Annotated in this window: 15 protein-coding genes; 6 read left to right on the top strand and 9 right to left on the bottom strand. The window is 61.3% G+C overall.

Annotated elements, in window-relative coordinates:
* Nucleotides 1–44 precede the first annotated feature (44 nt).
* The 5 genes from ACTQXO_RS07580 to ACTQXO_RS07600 all read right to left on the bottom strand — a co-directional run bounded on the left by ACTQXO_RS07580 (nucleotide 45) and on the right by ACTQXO_RS07600 (nucleotide 3,212).
* The gene (locus tag ACTQXO_RS07580) at nucleotides 45–1,202 is read right to left on the bottom strand and encodes a hypothetical protein (protein WP_441032813.1); all 1,158 of its coding nucleotides are present in this window, start codon (nucleotides 1,200–1,202) and stop codon (nucleotides 45–47) included.
* Between the two features lie 110 nt (nucleotides 1,203–1,312).
* The gene (locus ACTQXO_RS07585; protein ID WP_427794193.1) at nucleotides 1,313–1,441 is read right to left on the bottom strand and encodes a hypothetical protein; all 129 of its coding nucleotides are present in this window, start codon (nucleotides 1,439–1,441) and stop codon (nucleotides 1,313–1,315) included.
* 279 nt (nucleotides 1,442–1,720) lie between these two features.
* Nucleotides 1,721–2,323, bottom strand: coding sequence for a hypothetical protein (locus tag ACTQXO_RS07590; protein WP_441032809.1), 603 nt, complete (start codon nucleotides 2,321–2,323; stop codon nucleotides 1,721–1,723).
* 86 nt (nucleotides 2,324–2,409) lie between these two features.
* Complete coding sequence (locus ACTQXO_RS07595) at nucleotides 2,410–2,919, bottom strand: hypothetical protein (protein ID WP_427719604.1); 510 nt, start codon at nucleotides 2,917–2,919, stop codon at nucleotides 2,410–2,412.
* The gene (locus tag ACTQXO_RS07600) at nucleotides 2,916–3,212 is read right to left on the bottom strand and encodes a hypothetical protein (protein ID WP_154517147.1); all 297 of its coding nucleotides are present in this window, start codon (nucleotides 3,210–3,212) and stop codon (nucleotides 2,916–2,918) included. Before ACTQXO_RS07600 ends, ACTQXO_RS07595 begins: the two co-directional genes overlap by 4 nt.
* Before the next feature lie 343 nt (nucleotides 3,213–3,555).
* Between ACTQXO_RS07600 and ACTQXO_RS07605 the strand changes: the two genes are divergently transcribed.
* Genes ACTQXO_RS07605 through ACTQXO_RS07615 form a run of 3 tightly spaced genes read left to right on the top strand, consistent with a single transcriptional unit; the run spans nucleotide 3,556 to nucleotide 7,181 of the window.
* Entirely contained in the window at nucleotides 3,556–5,157 is a 1,602-nt protein-coding gene (locus ACTQXO_RS07605) for an FAD-binding oxidoreductase (RefSeq protein WP_441032806.1), read from the top strand.
* 2 nt (nucleotides 5,158–5,159) lie between these two features.
* Nucleotides 5,160–5,975 (top strand): electron transfer flavoprotein subunit beta/FixA family protein, encoded by an 816-nt coding sequence (locus tag ACTQXO_RS07610; RefSeq protein WP_441032803.1) that lies wholly within the window; start codon nucleotides 5,160–5,162, stop codon nucleotides 5,973–5,975.
* A complete protein-coding gene (locus tag ACTQXO_RS07615; protein WP_441032800.1) occupies nucleotides 5,976–7,181 on the top strand; it encodes an FAD-binding protein in 1,206 nt (401 codons plus the stop codon).
* On the opposite strand, the gene ACTQXO_RS07620 is transcribed toward ACTQXO_RS07615, so the two are convergent.
* Nucleotides 7,178–7,990 (bottom strand): HD domain-containing protein, encoded by an 813-nt coding sequence (locus tag ACTQXO_RS07620; protein WP_441032797.1) that lies wholly within the window; start codon nucleotides 7,988–7,990, stop codon nucleotides 7,178–7,180. The genes ACTQXO_RS07615 and ACTQXO_RS07620 overlap by 4 nt on opposite strands.
* 514 nt (nucleotides 7,991–8,504) lie before the next feature.
* Here ACTQXO_RS07620 and ACTQXO_RS07625 point away from each other — a divergent pair.
* Both ACTQXO_RS07625 and ACTQXO_RS07630 read left to right on the top strand, forming a co-directional pair.
* A complete protein-coding gene (locus tag ACTQXO_RS07625) occupies nucleotides 8,505–9,527 on the top strand; it encodes a 2-keto-3-deoxygluconate permease (RefSeq protein ID WP_427719609.1) in 1,023 nt (340 codons plus the stop codon).
* 150 nt (nucleotides 9,528–9,677) lie between these two features.
* Entirely contained in the window at nucleotides 9,678–10,829 is a 1,152-nt protein-coding gene (locus tag ACTQXO_RS07630; protein WP_441032794.1) for a diguanylate cyclase domain-containing protein, read from the top strand.
* On the opposite strand, the gene ACTQXO_RS07635 is transcribed toward ACTQXO_RS07630, so the two are convergent.
* The 3 genes from ACTQXO_RS07635 to ACTQXO_RS07645 all read right to left on the bottom strand — a co-directional run bounded on the left by ACTQXO_RS07635 (nucleotide 10,826) and on the right by ACTQXO_RS07645 (nucleotide 16,589).
* On the bottom strand, nucleotides 10,826–11,671 hold the full coding sequence (locus ACTQXO_RS07635) for a hypothetical protein (protein ID WP_441032791.1): 846 nt from the start codon (nucleotides 11,669–11,671) through the stop codon (nucleotides 10,826–10,828). The two genes, ACTQXO_RS07630 and ACTQXO_RS07635, sit on opposite strands and share 4 nt — an antisense overlap.
* 135 nt (nucleotides 11,672–11,806) lie before the next feature.
* Entirely contained in the window at nucleotides 11,807–12,742 is a 936-nt protein-coding gene (locus tag ACTQXO_RS07640; protein WP_441032788.1) for a DMT family transporter, read from the bottom strand.
* Between the two features lie 100 nt (nucleotides 12,743–12,842).
* Nucleotides 12,843–16,589, bottom strand: a complete 3,747-nt coding sequence (locus ACTQXO_RS07645; protein ID WP_427747911.1) for a phosphoribosylformylglycinamidine synthase — start codon at nucleotides 16,587–16,589, stop codon at nucleotides 12,843–12,845.
* Nucleotides 16,590–16,773: 184 nt separating this feature from the next.
* Between ACTQXO_RS07645 and ACTQXO_RS07650 the strand changes: the two genes are divergently transcribed.
* Nucleotides 16,774–18,336, top strand: coding sequence for a cation:proton antiporter (locus ACTQXO_RS07650; RefSeq protein WP_441032784.1), 1,563 nt, complete (start codon nucleotides 16,774–16,776; stop codon nucleotides 18,334–18,336).
* Nucleotides 18,337–18,517: the final 181 nt, after the last annotated feature.

The following is an 18,517-nucleotide window of genomic DNA, read 5'->3' on the forward strand; positions in this document are numbered from 1 at the left end:
GGGGAGGGGGCGCTCAGTATCCGAGCCAAGCGGCGGTTAGCGGTCTAGGACAGGATGGGGCTAAAGTCGAAGCGCAGCGTTATGAGGTGCTGTGGGGATTCGATGGCTGCGGCAATGATGTCGGCATCTCGTGCGCGATCGAACCCTTCAAGTTCCATTTGATAGGGGACGTCTTCTTGGATACCGATGCGACGAGGAACCAAAAGCTTGGTTCCGTCGAATTCTTCGGTTCGCGTTCCGTCTGCTGCAACGGAATAAAGGTGTAACTTGGCGGTCGTTGTGGCATCAAGTGCCGAGATAGCTTGGATATCGTTCGATGCGCTCTTTGCTCCCACTGCTGTAAGTGCCGTAGGCGCGACGACTTCGCCCGAAGGCAAAAAGACGGTATTGGGGAATGCGATGAGGATATTTTTGCGGCGGGGCGCATTGGCAGCGACTGGCTCAATGCTTGCAGCATCGACGGTTTCCGTGTGGTCGAGCGCGACCATCATGCAACAGTTGCCTTCGTCGACACCTGGGGGAGCGGCAAAGTCCAGGCCGTCTTTCGGTTGGGAATCGCCTAGTTCGGTGGCGCTTCCGCTTGGCTTCTCGAGAGGAACCGCAGCGTTGTCTTCTGATGATGCATCGTCAACATGTGCCGGTGCGTCTGCGACCTCGTCTTTGGGGGATTTGTCATTATCGCTCGATATAGGAGCGGCAATCTCGACGGACCCCACTCCGTGCCATGTCATTTGGAGCAGCGCCGGATCGGTGAGAATGCGCTGCACGCCCGGCGCCTGGGCATCGATATTGATGGGGGCGGGTTCTGATCCGCGCGTGAGGTTAAGCGAGCCCTTCTGCCTGGTGCTTTGAGCCTTTTGGTCGTCCGCGTCGCCAGCGTAGAACAGCAAAGGCGCATCTCCCGTTGCGATGGCTTCGGTGTCCGCCTTGGTCAGCCGCAGCGACGCCGTAAAGGAGATGATGGGCTGCGCGCCATCGACATTCGAGGGAACGCAGCCCAGGCATACACCCCCTTCTTCTTCATGGGCCGCGCTGTCGAAGACGACTTTTGCCCCGTTCGCCGAGTCATCGACCGAGGCAATATCGATGCGCAGCTCTAAGTCGCATGGGTCGCCATCGGCGTCGACTGCAGCCGATTTCCATGTGCAGACGGCGCAACCTGTCCGGGGGCCGCTCTCCTTGTCCGGTCGATTGATATCCACGACTATCGAGTCGACCGTATTGCGGTGAAGGCATCCCGAGGTTCGGACCGTGGCATGTGCGAGCGAAAAACGTTGGCAGGCGACGATACCCGACGAATTCGACGCGGGGTTCAGAGCTTGCGGTAAGGAGCTTGCGGTAAGGAGCTTGCCGTGGCGGGCGTCGCCCAAGCGGCGAGAGGCGTACCGCTCGCCAGTGCGCTGCAGAGCGCGGCAACGGGCAAAAGGTTTTTGGGTGCCATGGTTCTCCTATTTATTCCGCGTACTCCGGTCGTGCTTGGCTATTGGTTGCGTTTGATGTGCAGGCCAAGGCACGTCAGTCCTGCTCCCACCGTGGCGACGCCTACCGCAATGAGTTGCCGGGTGTCGCTCGTCTGGACGAGCGGCTCGTGACGGCTGCCGCGATTAAGGCCCGAAAGATCGACGGTCACTTCTGTGGCCGCCTGCGTTTGCTCTTGTTGAGCAAAGGCATTGCGGGTGCGGACGCCAAGATGCCGACGATGGCGGCCAGTGCAATCGCCTTAGGACGTGGCGTGCGCACCGGGTTCGACCGTCCAGGTGATGCTTGCCACTTGATCTCCCGTACCGGTGGCGTGGTAGATGTCACGCGTGACGCGGGCGACGTGGCCACTCACATTGAGCCTAATTTTGTCCGTTCCGTCGGCAATGTCCTTGTACTTCATGTCGAAGCTTGCGTCTTTGGAAAGATCGAGGCCCGTAGTCTGAGTCACCGAGCTGGCATCCTTTTCTGCCTTATCGGGGCCAACCTTAAAATCGATGGAGTTCTGGGCCGAGCCCGTCTTTGCGTCTGCAACGATTGTCCAGTCGTTCTTGGCCGTGACCTTCATGTTGGTGACGTGGATGCCGTATGCCGAGAGGTTGTCGATGGTAATCGTCTTGTCGGAGGGTCCTACAAGCGTTCCGTCGGCTTTGGCGGCAAAAGGGATGACCGTTGGCGCCTTAAACGAAACATTGCTAATGTCGGCCTTCACCGTCACATCGGTGGTTCCAACGCGCACCTCTGCCATGGCCGCCGTTGGCGCGGCGCCCATCGCAAGTGCGAGCGTAAGCCCTGCGCCCACGGCGAGTGCCCTGGCTCCGCTCAGGTTCATGGGTGTGTTCATAATCGATCCTTCTGCTCGTCACGGACTGTTTCCGTGATGGTTGGACGAATGGGGACAGGGTGCTGCCCCTGCGAGCGCGTCGGCCACTAGCCTTCTGCCTGTGCCACCCGCACTTTGACGCGCGTCGGATTGCCGTGGGTGTCGTAGGTCTTGGCATCGAGTGCCTGAATCTCGATATATGCCTCGCCTTCTTGGATATCGCCGGCGGGGCAGGTCTCAACCGTCTTGCCGGCTTCGACCACACCGGACTCATAGATGGTCTCGTCGTTTTGAATCACGCGGAAGCGCTGGGGAAACTTGTTGTCTTGGACGTTCTGCACGTTGACGCGCAACTTGCCGCCTTCCTGCAACTGTGCGACCGGCGCGACCGAGATCGTCATCATGTTGTCGCGGACGATGGCGTCGAGCTCATCCTGGATTTCTTGGCGCGATTTACCTTCTGCCGTCGTGACTGAGGCGCCCGCTTCGGGCACGGGCTGCGACTGCCAGGCGTATAGCCCTACGGCGATGAGGGCGCAGACGACAGCCAGGCAGACAACGACGAGTTTCTTGCGACGCCCCAGTCCTGCAAGGCGGGGCGGCTTCTTCGCACTCATGCGGCGTCCTTGGTGGTGTAGACACGTGCGAACGTGGACGGGTCCGCTCCAAAGAGCATGTGAAGCATCAGGCGGCGCGAGTAGATGAGCTCGTCGAAGTCGTGAGGGAGCTCGATGTTGTGGATACGCGCGATGTGGTGGGCGAGCGCCGAGAACGACTCGGGGTCGCAGATCACATCGGTGGTGACGTGGTAGACCTCCGTACCTGGAAATGCATCTTCGTCGAAAGGCAAGAGATAGGGGTCGTCATCGACTTCGATGGCGAAACCGTATTGGGGCCAGTAATATGCCATGGAAACCTCCCTGCTCTGGGGCCAAAACTCCTATTGGTTTGGCTGTCGATGCCGACCGTATCAGCCGCAACTTGCCCAATAACTAACCAATTGCTTGACGAGCCGATATCCCCGCAGGTAAAAGCATGTGAAAAAAATCTCAACTATTTTTGACTGATAAATGCACATGTTGTGGCTGCGCGGCAACGTGTGGCAAAAGCGTCGCTTGTCTCGAAAATTCCACCGTTCGCCGAATTGCGCGAACGTTAAAACGTCAATTATGGAGACGGTCTCGAACATGTCGGTGAAACGATGCGGTAACATTTCCCTGCAAACACTGTAGTTAGCTAAAGGGGGAGTTCGCGTGTCTGCAACCATCAAACCCTTCACCGACGAGTTCGAAGAGTATGGTCGCGATGAGTCTCGCACATCGGGCGAGGCCTCGAGCATCTCGTTTCCGACAACGGAGGACGAGGTCCGCGCCATTATGGAAAAGCTCCATGCCGAGCGTGTCCCGGTGACGGTTCAGGGCGCCCGGACCGGTCTTGCCGCCGGCGCCGTGCCTCATGGCGGTCACATTCTCAATACTTCCCGCATGAATCGCTACCTAGGCATTCGCCGCGATGAGCAGGGCCGCTTTCTTTTGCGCGTGGCGCCCGGCGTCGTGCTGTCTGAGCTGCGCAAGCAACTGGGCAAGAAAGTGCTGCCGACTGCCGGCTGGGACCAGGCATCGCTTGAGGCCTACGAGGAGTTCCAGGAAGCTCCCGAGCAATTCTTTCCTACCGATCCCACCGAGGCATCTGCCTGCCTGGGCGGTATGGTGGCATGCAACGCTTCCGGCGCCCGTAGCTACGCTTACGGCCCCATGCGCCCTCACGTCACGGGCCTTCATGTCGTGCTGACCGATGGCGACCTGCTCGAGCTTCACCGTGGCGAGGTTTTTGCACAGGGTCGTCGCCTTTCGCTCGTCACGGTGCAGGGCCGCACGCTCGAGCTCGACCTTCCCGACTACACCATGCCCAAGACCAAAAATGCTTCGGGCTATTTCGTTGCTGACGATATGGATGCCATCGATCTGTTTATCGGTGCGTGTGGAACACTCGGCGTCATCACCGAGCTCGAGATTGCCCTGCAGGCGGCGCCTGCGGTCGTTTGGGGCGTGAGCTGCTTCTTTGACAGCGAAGACAAGGCCGTGTCCTTCACCGATTCTGTACGTCCCGTCCTGTCCCACGCGGCTGCCATCGAATATTTCGATGCGGGCGCCCTGGATATCCTGCGTCGTCAGCGCGAGCAGTCGACTGCGTTCGCCTCGCTGCCGGCGCTCGACAAAGACGCCAAGGTCTGTGTCTACGTGGAGCTCGACTGCGACGACGAAGCCCAGGCGACTGAGGAGCTGTATCACTTGGGGTGGGTACTGGAGCTTGCGGGCGGCAGCGACGATGCGACATGGGTCGCGCGTACCGAGGTCGATCGCGAGTGTCAGCGATTCTTCCGCCATGCGGTGCCCGAGAGCGTCAACATGCTCATCGACGAGCGTCGCCGTACGGACCCCACCATTACCAAGCTGGGGTCGGATATGTCGGTGCCCAACGCGCACTTGGCCGATGTCATCGCCCTTTATCGCCGCACGTTGGCCGAAAGTGGGCTTGAATCTGCCGCCTGGGGGCACATCGGTAACAACCATCTGCATGTGAACATTCTGTCGCGCGATGCGCAGGATTACCGCCGCGGCGAAGAGCTCTTTGCCCAGTGGGCTTCCGAGGTCACGGCCATGGGCGGCGCTGTCTCCGCCGAACACGGCGTCGGCAAGATTAAGGCGGGCTTCTTGGAGACGATGTACGGTCACGAGGCCATGATCGAGTCGGCGCGGCTCAAGCTCCAGCTCGATCCTGCCGGGCAGCTGGGCCGCGGTAACCTGTTTTCGGAGAAGCTCTTGGATGAGCTCGTCCAGAAAGGGGGCGCGTGAAGATGAGCGATTTCCATATGGTGGTGTGCGTCAAGGCGGTGCCGGGCAGCACCGAGGTCAAGATGGACCCCAAGACCAATACCATCGTGCGCGATGGCAAGCAGGCGGTCATTAATCCCTTTGACGCGAGCGCTTTGGAATGCGCGCTGGCGCTGAAGGACGACTTTATCGGCTTTGGCATGGACGTGCGCGTAACGGTGGTGTCGATGGGCATCCCCGCGACTGAATCGCTATTGCGCGACTGCATCGCCCGAGGCGCCGATGACGCACTGCTGCTAACCGATCGCGCCTTTGCAGGTGCCGATACCCTGGCAACCACCTATGCCCTCAAGTGCGGTATCGAGGCGCTCGACGAGGACTTCGACCTGCTCATCTGCGGCAAGATGGCGGTGGACGGCGATACGGCCCAGATTGGTCCCGAGCTTGCCGGTGCCTTCGAGATTCCCTGCGTGACCGACGTGAGCTGCGTGCAGAGTGCGGGCTTTACGACCTGTGGTTCAGTGGCGCTTGTTCACGGCTGCGATGCCGGCGAGGAGACGGTCTATCTTGAGATGCCGTGCGCGATGACGACTGCCAAGGAGATTGGCCAACTGCGCATGCCGAGTATCGCCGGTATTCGTGCGGCCGAGGAGGCGGACGTGCGCGTGGTCAACGCTGCCGACGTGAACGCCGACCCCGCGCGCTGCGGTCTTGCCGGCTCGCCGACACAGGTCGTACGATCGTTTGTGCCCGACCGCGACCAAACGTGCGAGACCGTTGACGGAACGGCGTCCGAGCAGGCGGCGAAACTTGCCAAGATTATCGAGGGGATGGCATAGATGAGCGGACTGATTATCGATAGCGAAGCCTGTATCGGCTGTGGTCGCTGCGTTCGCGCCTGTGCCTCGGGCGGCATCGTAGTGGAAGGCGAGCGGCCCAACCGTTGCGCCCGCGTAACCGACGGCTGCATCCTATGCGGCGGGTGCGTCGACGCTTGCCCCGTCAATGCCATTTCGATCGAGCGCGAGGAGGCCGCCGGCGCGGTTGACCTCGATGCATATCGAGACATTTGGGTATTCGCGCAGACCGACGAGCACGATACGGTGGCTCCCGTTGCCTTCGAGCTCATGGGCAAGGGCCGTGAGCTTGCGGATACACGCGGCTGTCGCCTGGTGGCGCTGGTCGGCATGGGCCCCGAGGGTTCTCTCGGTGACCTGGAGCATCTGGTTTGCGCCGGTGCAGACGAGGTCCTGATCTGTCGCGACGAGCGTCTGCGCCAGAACGATGTGGAGGTCTACGCCCGCCTCATCTGCGATTTGGTGGCAGAGCGCAAGCCCGAGGCCATTCTGTACGGAGCGACCGCCTTTGGCCGCGAACTGGCACCCGGCGTTGCCGTGCGTTTGCAGACGGGCCTTACGGCTGACTGCACCGTGCTTTCGATGGATACGGAGACGGGGCTGCTGCAACAGACGCGTCCGGCGTTTGGCGGCAACCTGATGGCCACCATCGTCTGCCCCAATCATCGTCCCCAGATGGCAACGGTGCGCCCCGGCATCTTTAAGGCGCCCGACTTTGACTACGGTCGCTCCGGCACGATCACCCAGATAGCACTTGCGGATGATGCTAAGGCTCGTGTCGAGATCTCGATTCCCGCCGAGGAGTGGGGACAGCAGGCTTCAATCGCCGATGCCGAGCGCCTGGTCGTGGTAGGTCGCGGCATTGGTTCCAAGAAAAACCTGCCGCTGATGCGAAGGCTCGCCGAGGCTCTGGGAGCCGAGCTTGGCTGCACGCGACCCGTCGTGGAGGCCGGCTGGTTGGAGTATCGCCATCAGATTGGCCAGACGGGCGTATCGGTTTCGCCCAAGATTCTTGTGAGTATCGGTGTTTCGGGCGCCATCCAGCATCTTGCCGGCATCGGTGGGGCGGAATGCATTATCGCCATCAACGAGGACCCGGATGCCCCCATCTTTGGTGCTGCCCAGTACAAGGTTGTCGGTGATGCCGTCGAGGTCGTCGAGGAGCTGCTAGCCCAGCTTGAGCGCTAGGCGCGCGCCAGCCAGTCGCGCATCTCTTCCTTAAGACGGCTCCAGGTTGCCTGTGTGGCGGGGTCGGTAAAGGGCTGCGTAATACCAAAGGGCGCGTCGAGCAGGCGGTAGATATCGCCCTGCTCGCGCGCCAGCGCGCGGCTCGCCGGATAGACGAGCTCAAACATAAAGCAGATGAGTCCTACCAGGTAGTCCGCGGGCTCGTCGCGTTCATCACGTGCGACGCAGCGGCGCTCGTCAAAGGCGGCCAACGTCGGCGCCGAGAAGTGGCTGGCGAGAAATGCGTCCTCATCCACCTTGAGGATGGTGTCGACGGTGCTGTCGGCGATGGTGCGCATAATGTCGATTTTGTCGCCATCGCGCACGATATCGCAGAAGCACCGTGTACGCTCGTCGAGTTGTGCCGGCAGGCGAAAGTCACTGTGATAGGCGATGCTCGCGCGGATGAGCTCGTCTTCTGCCGGGCTGTCGATAAAGTCGCGGATACTTGTTGCCGCGGGCGCGTCTGCAGGGTTTTTGCCAAAAAGGACCTCGAGGCCCAACTTCGCATGGCTCATGCTCTCGGCATCCTTAAACGTGTCCCAGCGTCGCAGCTGCTCAAAGCGGCCCATATCGTGCAACAGCCCACAAAGCCACGCCAGGTCAATGTCCTGCGGTGACCAGCCCTGCTCACGTGCCACGGCATCACATGCCTCGGCAACGTGGTACGTATGCTCGATTTTGAGCGCGATACGCGGATTGGCGGCATCGTAGGCATCGGTGTAGGTCCTGAAGGCCGCGATTGCCCCCGTTCGATCGATAGCTGTCATAATGACTTCCTAAAAAGCTGTGTCTTTCTGCGTCTTTCGATCCGGTGGCAATTGTAGGTGAACTCGGTTGCCGCCGGGCGATGATTCTGCCATGTCGTCGAATGCGGCTCGGAAAGCTTGTCGGGACGAGGAACGCTATGGTGTTCAAAATCGTTAAAACCGTCTGGCCGGTGATGCTTACCAATGTTGCGATAGGTGCGCCGTTGTCGATGTCCCCACCGCTATTGCGGGTTTCGTCTGCACATCGCTCTTTATTTGCCTGCTCTTTTCGCAGCGGCTGTCGGCGTCGTTGCGGTGGCAATCAAGACAAAGTCGATGTTGTGGTGCTGCGTCTCGGGTATCGGGCTCTATATCGTTTTGAGCCTCGTATAGGAGTGGGGTGCGTTTACCGTCCGGGCCCAACGAATCGGATTTCTCACCGAGCCGGTCTGCTTCTTCTGGTACCATGGTCAAACTTTACTGTAGCAAAGCATGACGTGGGCTTTTGTTCTGCGTCGGCGGAAATGGGGGTTTCATGGCACAGGAAGCGATCGCCAACGAGCAAAAGAAATTCAAAGTACCGCGCATTCCGGGTGACATCATGATCTACCCGATGATCGTCGGCCTTTTGCTCAATACCTTCTGCCCGCAGGTCTTCGAGATCGGCGGCTTTTTTACCGCCGCCTGCCGCGGCGGTTCCAATACCATCGTCGCCGCGATCCTGTTGTTTGTGGGCGCCGGCATCAGCTTTAAGTCCACGCCGGGTGCCATCAAGACCGGCATCGTCGTACTGATTCCTAAGCTTGTGGTGGCAGCCGTGCTGGGCTTGAGCGTTGCGTATTTCTTTAACGACAACTTTTTGGGCCTGAGCTCGGTTTCCATCATCGGCGGCATTACGTTTTGCAACATGGCGCTCTACACGGGCATCATGGGCGAGTTTGGCGACGAGTCCGAGCAGGGCGCCGTGGGCATCCTGTTCTTCACGGCGGGCCCTGCGGTTACCATGATCATTCTTGGTGTCTCTGGTCTTGCCAACATTCCCGTTGGCACCATCATCGGTTCCATTCTGCCGCTCGTGATTGGCATGGTTTTGGGCAACCTCTTCCCGTTCATCAAGAACCTGCTGGTTCCCGGCACCAATCCTGCGATCGCCGTCATCGGATTTCAGCTCGGTGCGTCTATGAGCCTGTCGAGCTTTATCACCGGCGGCATTTCCGGCATCTTGCTGGGCCTTGTCACGTTGTTTGTCGTCGGTCCCATCACCTTTGCGTTCGAGCGCCTGTGCGGCGGTAACGGCAAAGCCGCCGTGGCTTGTTCCACTATCGCCGGCACGGCTATGACCACGCCGGTTGCTCTTGCCGAGGTCGCGCCGCGCTATGCCGAGCTTGCGCCCGCCGCATACGCTCAGATCGCCACCGCCGTCATCATCACGGCAATCATGGCTCCGATTCTGACCGGTTGGGTCGATAAGAAGTTCTACCAGGGCAAGGAAGACCTGTCGCCCGCCGGTGTCGAGGCCATCGAGGAAGCCGTCGCGGCCGACATCGATGGCGAGTAGCCATCGGCGCCCATCAATGATGCTGGCGTGCAACTCGCGCCGTGAGAGCGCCCGGGCGCTCTGGTGTTATTCCCTCATTCCCCTCTGGATTGGGGGAGTTATGGTGATGCGTGCGGCTCGGAGAAGCGCTGTCGGTTTGATGGCGGGGAGATGGGCCTGGTGGTTAAGGCGCTCAAGATTGAGATATTCCTGCTAAGCATGATTGTTCTTATCGGGCTTGCCGTGCGGAGTCGTCGCTCCTTGTTCTCGAGCACCCAGCAGCTATTGTTTAGCACGCTTGGCTACACCTCTGCCGCGTACATATTATTCGATATGATCTGGGTGCTATTGGATGGTGTGGACGACACGTTGGGCATTGCTGTCAACTGGATTTCCAACGCGGTTTCGTTTTCGCTCTTTGCCATCGTGTGTCTCATTTGGTTTATCTATTCCGAGACGGTGCAGGGTTCTCGCCTTTTGGCCTCGCGCTATAGGGTGGTGCTTGTAGCGTCGCCTACGGTTCTGGTGGTCGTGCTGGCGTTTACCAGTTACTGGACGCACGCCCTGTTCTATATCGATTCGCAGGGCGTGTATAGTCGCGGCTCTGCTTATATGATCCAGCCCATTGTCAGCTACTGCTACGTTATACATACGTCCCTACATGCGTTTGTGCAATCTCGCAGGGTCGAGAGCCTGCAGACGAAGACCATCTATCGAACCTTGGCATTTTTCGCCATTCCGGCCCTGGTGGGCGGTACCTTTCAGGTCGTATACTCGGTGCCCGGCCTTTGTGTCGGCATAATGATTAGCATATTGTTGCTCTACATTGTCTTCCAGGAGCAGCTCATCTCGACCGACCCGTTGACTGGCCTCAACAATCGCAACCGTTTTGAGACCTATATACTGTCGCTCTTCTCAAATGTGGATCAGGCCGAAGACGTGTATCTGCTTATGATGGACGCCGACGGCTTTAAGCAGATTAACGATCGCTATGGACATGTGGAGGGCGACCATGCTCTTCAGGTCATATCCGCTGCACTCAAAGAAGTCTGCTCGGCGTCTGGTAGCTTTATCGCGCGTTATGGCGGCGATGAGTTCGTGGTGCTTCAAAAGGCGATGGCGGAGCAGGATATCTTGCATCTGTGCGCGGCAATCAACGACGAGCTCGCGTGCGCCGAGGTTCCGTATCTGTTGCGGATGTCCATCGGCTACGCACGGGTTGGTGATGGCGTCGATACCTGGCAAGACTTGCTCCGTGCTGCCGACGCGGAGCTCTACCGCGTAAAGCGCGAGAAGAAGAAAGCCGGCGTCCAGATACGCTAGAAAAAAGGGGCGCACGACCGTTGCGATGGTCGTGTGCCCCTTCTGCGCTTTCGGGGACTAGTATCGGCTGTCGAAGATGCGCCTCGTCTTTTTCTCGGAGCGGGGTAGCTCACCGAGCGCGGCGTGGCATCGCCATGGTTTTCGATGGGGTTAAACGCGTCTGCGGCCTTGCCGCTGGAGTAGGCGTCTGCAATCTGCGGCAGGCGCTCGTTAACCTCGCCATGGGCGGCAAACGAACGGCGCGGGAAGATAACCCATTTGGGATCCTTCTCAAAGGTGCCAGCGGGATGTGCGACGGTATGCTCGGGTACCTCCAAATAGGTTGAGGCGTGACATACGCGGGTGGTGGGGCGCACGATAACGGGCGTATGGTAGCGCTCCGAGATTTCAAATGCCTCTTGCATCATCGCGTAACCCTGCTCCAGATTTTGCGGATCGAGCACGGGGATCTTCGCAAATGCGGCAAAGCGGCGCGTATCCTGCTCGGTTTGAGAGGAGATGGGGCCGGGATCATCGGCAACAAACAGCACCAGACCGCCCTTGATGCCCACGTAGTTGAGGCTCATGAGCGGGTCGGAGGCAACGTTTAGTCCAACTTGTTTGCAGGTAAAAAGGCAGCGCGCTCCTGCATACGATGCACCTGCCAGCACCTCGAGCGCGGCTTTTTCGTTGGTCGACCACTCGACGTGGACACCCTCGGCACTACCTTGGGCCTTGAGTTTGGCAACTGTCTCGACAAGTTCCGTCGACGGCGTGCCCGGGTAACCGGCGACCACGCGAACGCCCGCCGCAAGCGCGGCATACGCAAAGGCCTGGTTTCCCATAACCAGTTTCTTATGCATCTGTATCCCCTCGATGTCGCCGGCGCGTTACGGCAAGACGGCGTCTGCCGCCGCGACTCGGTACGAAATCAACGAGATACAGTGTACTCCATTAAGCTAAAGTGAGAGCTGCCCTTTTCCAAACGGGGTGGTTTGTTAGGCCTTTTTAGGTTTGTTGACAATGATGATGCCACTGCAGACCAAGAGCAGGGCCACAATTACGGTAACGGGGCTCGTGCCAGCGCCCTCTCCGAGCAACAACGCGCTCAACAGCACGCCAAAGACCGGGTTCATAAAGCCAAAGACCGAAACGCGGCTAACGGGGTTGACGGCGAGTAGGCGGGACCACAGCGAGTACGCGACGGCGGAAATGAGCGCCATATAAATGATGAGCGCGATGGCGGGGGCGATTTCGGTGGGGAATAGCGCGCCGCCCATCAAAAACCCGATGGCGGTAAGGACCAAACCGCCGACTAAAAACTGCCAGCCGGCGAGCAAGACGCCGTCATGCTCGCGCGAGAAGATGCCAATGAGGCAGGTCGACAGGGCGCCCGCAATAGTGGAAGCCAAGATTAATCCCTCGCCGTCGAGTGTAAAGCCAAAGGTGCCGTCCGCACCCGAAAGGTTGACGAATGCGACGCCGGCAAAGCCCAGTACGCAGCCGAGCACCTTGGTCGCATCGAGCTTTTCGGTGCGAAACGCCAGGGCGGCAAAGAGGATGGCGAGGAAGTTGGCGCTGGCCTCGATGATGGAACTCGACATGGCGCTGGCGCGCGAGAGTCCCAGGTAGAAAAAGAAGTACTGCCCGATAGTCTGGAAGAGCGACAGGATGCAGATGGGCTTAATGTCGCGAGCCTGTGGAACGAGTGGGCAGCGCTGGGCCGCGCTCATCCCAACGATAACCAGGGCGCCGGCAAGCGTGAAGCGCAAGCCCGCAAAGAGCAGCTGCGAGGCGCTATCGTGCGCGGGGATGCCAAAGAGCTCGTAGCCGATCTTGATGCAGGGGAAAGCCGACCCCCAGAGTGCGCAGCAGACGAGGCAGCCCAGGATGAGTCCGGGCAGGGTGGCGAGATGCGGCTTGCGGCTTTCCATGATGTCCTTCCTGTATGCGCGAAGTAAAAAAGAACCCGCCACCGGGTGTGCCGGTGGCGGGTGTTGTTACCCGAGGGGATTGTACCCGATGGGAACGTATTTAAGCGAAGTAGGCTACGCCGCTCTCAAAGATCGGCATGAACTTGTCGCCGGGAACATGCTCGGGCACGTTGCGGTACAGGTTGTCGCCGCGACGCTCGGCATGGCCCATCTTGCCCAGGACGCGGCCGTCGGGGCTCGTGATGCCCTCGATGGCGAGCGCGGAGCCGTTGGGGTTGACGGAGAGATCCATGCTGGGCTTGCCATCCTCGCCCACGTACTGCGTGGCGACCTGGCCGTTGGCGATCAGCTGGGCGAGCACTTCATCGTTGGCGACAAAGCGGCCCTCGCCGTGGCTGATGGCGACGGTGTAGGGGTCGTCCAGACTGCACTGCGACAGCCACGGGGACAGGTTGGACGAGATGCGGGTGCGCACCAGACGGCTCTGATGGCGACCGATGGTGTTGAACGTCAGCGTGGGCGCATCGGGCGTGGCGTCGACGATGTCGCCGTAGGGCACCAGGCCGAGCTTGATCAGGGCCTGGAAGCCGTTGCAGATGCCCAGCATCAGGCCGTCGCGGGCCTTGAGCAGGTCGCGGACTGCCTCGGTGACCTCGGGAGCGCGGAAGAACGCCGTGATGAACTTGGCGGAGCCGTCGGGCTCGTCGCCGCCCGAGAAGCCGCCGGGAATCATGACGATCTGGCTTGCACGGATGCGGCGGGCGAGCTCGTGGGTGCTCTCGGCGACGGCCTCGGGCGTGAGGTTGTTGATCACGAAGGTGTCGGCCTCGGCGCCGGCGGCGCGGAAGGCGCGGGCGCTATCGTACTCGCAGTTGTTGCCGGGGAACACAGGGATGATCACGCGCGGGCGGGCGATCTTGGCGCCGCCGTACACGTGGATATCCTTGGCGCGGAAGTCGATGGCCTCGACCTCGGGGGTCTCGCCGGCGCTGCGGTAGGCGAAGACGCCCTCGATACCGCTCTCCCAGGCCTCCTGGAGCTCGGCGAGCTCGATGACTTCGGAGCCGGTGTCGATGACATAGCCCTCGACGGTGGTACCCAGGGGCTCGACGACAACGCCGTCGGCGACCTCGGGCAGCTCGGCGTCCTCGGCGAGCTCGACGATAAAGCTACCGTAGAGCGGGGTGAAGAGGCTCTCAACGTCCACATCTTCGGCAAGCTCGATACCGATCTGGTTGCCGACGCACATCTTAAAGAGGCTCTCGGCGCCGCAGCCGTAGCCGGGCGTGGAGACGGCCAGGGCGTCGCCGGTAGCGGTGAGCGCCTCGACGGCGTCAAACGCGGCGAGCAGCTGCTGGGCATCGGGGCGGTAGTCCTCGCCATAGGTGGCGGGGGCGATGCGAACGACGCGGTGCGTGAGGCCCTTAAACTCGGGGGAGACGGCGCGGGCGGCACGGCCCACGGCGACAGCGAAGCTGATCAGGGTCGGCGGAACGTTGAGCTCGCCGGCCTCGTCCTCAAACGAGCCGCTCATGGAATCCTTGCCGCCGATGGCGCCGGCACCCAGGTCGACCTGGGCCATAAGGGCGCCCAGGACGGCTGCCATGGGCTTGCCCCAACGTTCGGGCTCGGTGCGCAGGCGCTCAAAGTACTCCTGGAAGGAGAGGTAGGCGCGCTTGTGCTCAAAGCCGGCGGCAACGAGCTTGGCGATGGACTCGACCACGGACAGGTAGGCGCCTGCAAACTGGTCGGCCTCCATCAGGTAGGGGTTGAAGCCCCATGCCATAGCGCTCGCCGTGGTGGTCTCGCCGTCCACGGGGAACTTGGCGACCATGGCAGAGCTCGGGGTGAGCTGCGTCTTGCCGCCAAAGGGCATGAGCACGGTAGCGGCACCGATGGTGGAGTCGAAGCGCTCGGAAAGGCCCTTGTTGGAGGCGACGTTGAGATCGGTGACAAGCGAGGTCATGCGCTCGGCAAGCGTGGTACCGGCCCAGCTGGGTTGCCACACGCTACGGGCACACACGTGGGCGACCTGGTGCTTGGGTGCGCCGTTGGAGTTGAGGAACTCGCGGGACAGATCGACGATGGCGACGCCGTTCCAGGCCATACGCATGCGCGGCTCGGCGGTAACCTCGGCGATGACGGTCGCCTCCAGGTTCTCCTCGGCGGCATAACCCATGAACTCCTCGACGTCACCGTCGGCGACGGCGCAGGCCATGCGCTCCTGGGACTCGGAGATAGCGAGCTCGGTTCCGTCCAGGCCGTCGTACTTCTTGGTCACGGTGTCCAGGTCGACATACAGGCCGTCGGCAAGCTCGCCAACGGCGACCGAGACGCCGCCGGCGCCAAAGTCGTTGCAGCGCTTGATCAGGCGGCAGGCGTCGCCGCGGCGGAACAGACGCTGCAGCTTGCGCTCGACCGGGGCGTTGCCCTTCTGGACCTCGGCACCCGAGGTTTCGATGGAATCGGTATTCTGGGTCTTGGAGGAGCCGGTGGCGCCGCCGATGCCGTCACGGCCGGTGCGGCCGCCCAGCAGGATGATCTTGTCGGTGGGGGCGGGGCACTCGCGACGCACGTGGTTTGCCGGGGTGGCGCCCACGACGGCGCCGACCTCCATGCGCTTGGCCACGTAGCCGGGGTGATAGAGTTCGTTGACCTGACCGGTGGCAAGGCCGATCTGGTTGCCGTAGCTGGAGTAGCCGGCGGCAGCGGTGGTCACGAGCTTGCGCTGCGGCAGCTTGCCCTCGAGCGTCTCGGAGACCGGGACGGTGGGGTCGCCGGCGCCGGTGACGCGCATGGCCTGGTACACATAGCTGCGGCCAGAGAGCGGGTCGCGGATGGCGCCGCCCACGCAGGTGGCGGCACCGCCGAAGGGCTCGATCTCGGTCGGGTGGTTGTGGGTCTCGTTCTTAAACAGGAACAGCCAGTCCTGGTCCTCGCCGTCGACATCGACCTTCACCTTGACGGTGCAGGCGTTGATCTCCTCGGACTCGTCGACATCGGTCATGACGCCGGTCTTCTTAAGGTACTTGGCACCGATGGTGCCCATATCCATGAGGCAGACGGGCTTGGCGTCGCGACCGAGCTCGTGGCGCATCTCCATATAGCGGTCGAAGGCCTGCTGTACCACGGCGTCATCGATTGTCACGTCGTCCAGGACGGTACCGAAGGTGGTGTGGCGGCAGTGGTCGGACCAATAGGTGTCGATCACGCGGATCTCGGTGATGGTGGGGTCGCGGTCCTCATCGCGGAAGTACTGCTGGCAGAAGGCGATGTCCGCCTCGTCCATGGCAAGGCCGCGCTCGGAGATAAAGGCGGCAAGGCCGGCCTCGTCGAGTTCGCGGAAGCCGTCGAGCACCTCGACGGGCTGGGGCTCGGGGGTCTCCATGTACAGCGTCTCGGGTAGGTCGAGCGAGGCGATGCGGGCCTCGACGGGATTCACCACGTAGTGCTTGATGGCCTCGATGGCGGCTTCGTCCAGAGCGCCCGAGATCATATAGACCTTGGCGGAGCGCACGGCGGGGCGCTCGCCCTGGCTGATGAGCTGCACGCACTCGCTGGCGGAGTCGGCGCGCTGGTCAAACTGGCCAGGCAGGAATTCGACGGCAAAGACGGCGCCATCGCTTGCGGGGAGTTCGTCGTAGGTCACATCGACCTGGGGCTCGCTAAAGACGGTCGGCACGCAGGAGCGGAAAAGCTCCTCGTCGATGCCCTCGACGTCGTAGCGGTTGATGATCCTCAGGGCCTCGATGCCCTTGATGCCGAGAATTTCGGTCAGCTCGCCCTTGAGCTGCTGAGCCTCGACGTCGAACCCGGGTTTCTTCTCCACGTAAATACGAGAGACCATTGGTTCCTGCCTTCCTGATCGGTTGGGCGTACGGTGCGGTATGCGGCAGCGGTCGGTTTGCGGGACAAGCCTCGCGGTCGCCTTGAGCCACATGTTTGTAAACGTCACTATGATACGACAGCTCATGGCGTATTGAGGACGGCGAGGGTGCTACAGTGAAGCGCAAACAAGAGAAAGGCATCACATGGCATTCGTTTCGCTCGCCATCATCGCGCTTGTGGCTTTTGCAAGCCCCTTTATCGCATCGGCGATTCCCGGAAAGCCCGTTCCCGAGACGGTTTTTTTGCTTGTGTTCGGCGCGGTGCTGGGACCTCATATGCTCGGCGTCATCCATGTAGATGCCGAGGTCTCGCTTGTGTCCGAGCTCGGTCTGGCCTTTTTGTTCCTGCTTGCCGGCTTTGAGATCGACCCCAAGAACATCACGGGCGTCGAGGGACGCTACGGTATGGCGACGTGGGTCGTCACGTTTGGCATCGCCTGGCTTGCCGTGCGCTTTACCCCGTGGTTCTCGGTCAGCCATTTCGACGGTATCGCCGTGACGCTGGCGCTCACTTCGACGGCGCTCGGCACGCTCGTGCCCATCATGCGTGAGCGTTCGCTGACCGGCACGCGCGTGGGCGACTCCATCCTTGCCTATGGCACGTGGGGAGAGCTCGGTCCCGTGCTTGCCATGTCGGTGCTGCTCTCCGCTCGTACTGGTATCCAGACGCTCGTGATCCTTGGCTTGTTTGCACTGGTCTGTGTGCTGTTGGCCGTGGTTCCGAGCCGCTCCAAGCGCGTCGGCAGCCGCTTCTTTGCGTTTGTCGAGGAACGGGCCGACACGACGTCGCAGACGTTCGTGCGCCTGACGGTGCTCATCCTGGTCACACTCGTGGCATTTTCCGCCATCTTTGACCTCGACATCGTGTTGGGCTCTTTTGCCGCTGGCTTTGTCCTGCGCTATATCATCCCCGAGGGCAACCATACGCTCGAGACCAAGCTCGATGGCCTGGCCTATGGCTTTTTGATTCCGGTGTTCTTTACCGTGTCGGGCGCAAAGATTGACCTGACGGCCGTGGCGTCGCGCCCGGGTCTGCTCGTGGGCTTTATCGCGGCGTTGCTGATCATTCGCGCCGTACCGATCCTTGTCTCTATGAGCATTTGTCCCGCGACACGTGACGTTTCGGCGTATGGCCGCATTACCGTGGCCCTGTACTGCACCACGGCCCTGCCGATCATCGTTGCCGTGACGAGTGTGGCCGTCAACGCAGGCGCTCTGTCGCAAGACGTCGCCTCGGTTATGGTAGCCGCCGGTGCCATCACGGTGTTCTTGATGCCGCTGCTCGCGCAGCTCTTCTATCGCGTGGTCGATGCCGCGCCGGCCACTGCCGTGGCAGAGGTCGCCGAGCACCCTGCCGACGCACTCGATATCCTGCGCGCTCACCACGACCTAGCGAGCCTGCTCGCGCGCGAGCATGAGCTTTTGACCTCGCATGGCCATGGGCGTTCGCTCGACGGCATACCTACCCTTGATTCCATTGCTGACCGCCTCTCGACCGAGGCGGCAAGCGGCCACATCGATGCCCGTATCGTGGACGCCGCTCATTTGCTGGCTGAGAAGACCTATGGCGACGAGATCGACCCGTCCGAGCTGACTCCGCGTGAGCGCCGCCGCCTGGAGCGCGCCAAGCTCGCCGTGCGCGAATACCGCCGCCGCATGCTGGAGCTCTACGCGCGCGATGAAGCCCAGGACGACGACGGCAAATAACGAGATGCTTCCCTAGGGGAAGCCGCGTCCCGCTTTAAAGACCCGAAACGGGACGCAGTTTCCGCATCGGCGGGACTGCGGACGATTTCTTGGACCGTTACGCGGCCCTTCCCAGCGCGGCGCGGAACTCGGCCGGCGTGCGGCCGCCGAGCGCATCGCTGCGCCTCTCCGTATTGTATCG

It is taken from the genome of Collinsella sp. LCP19S3_D5, from assembly GCF_052121415.1.
Taxonomy (GTDB): domain Bacteria; phylum Actinomycetota; class Coriobacteriia; order Coriobacteriales; family Coriobacteriaceae; genus Collinsella.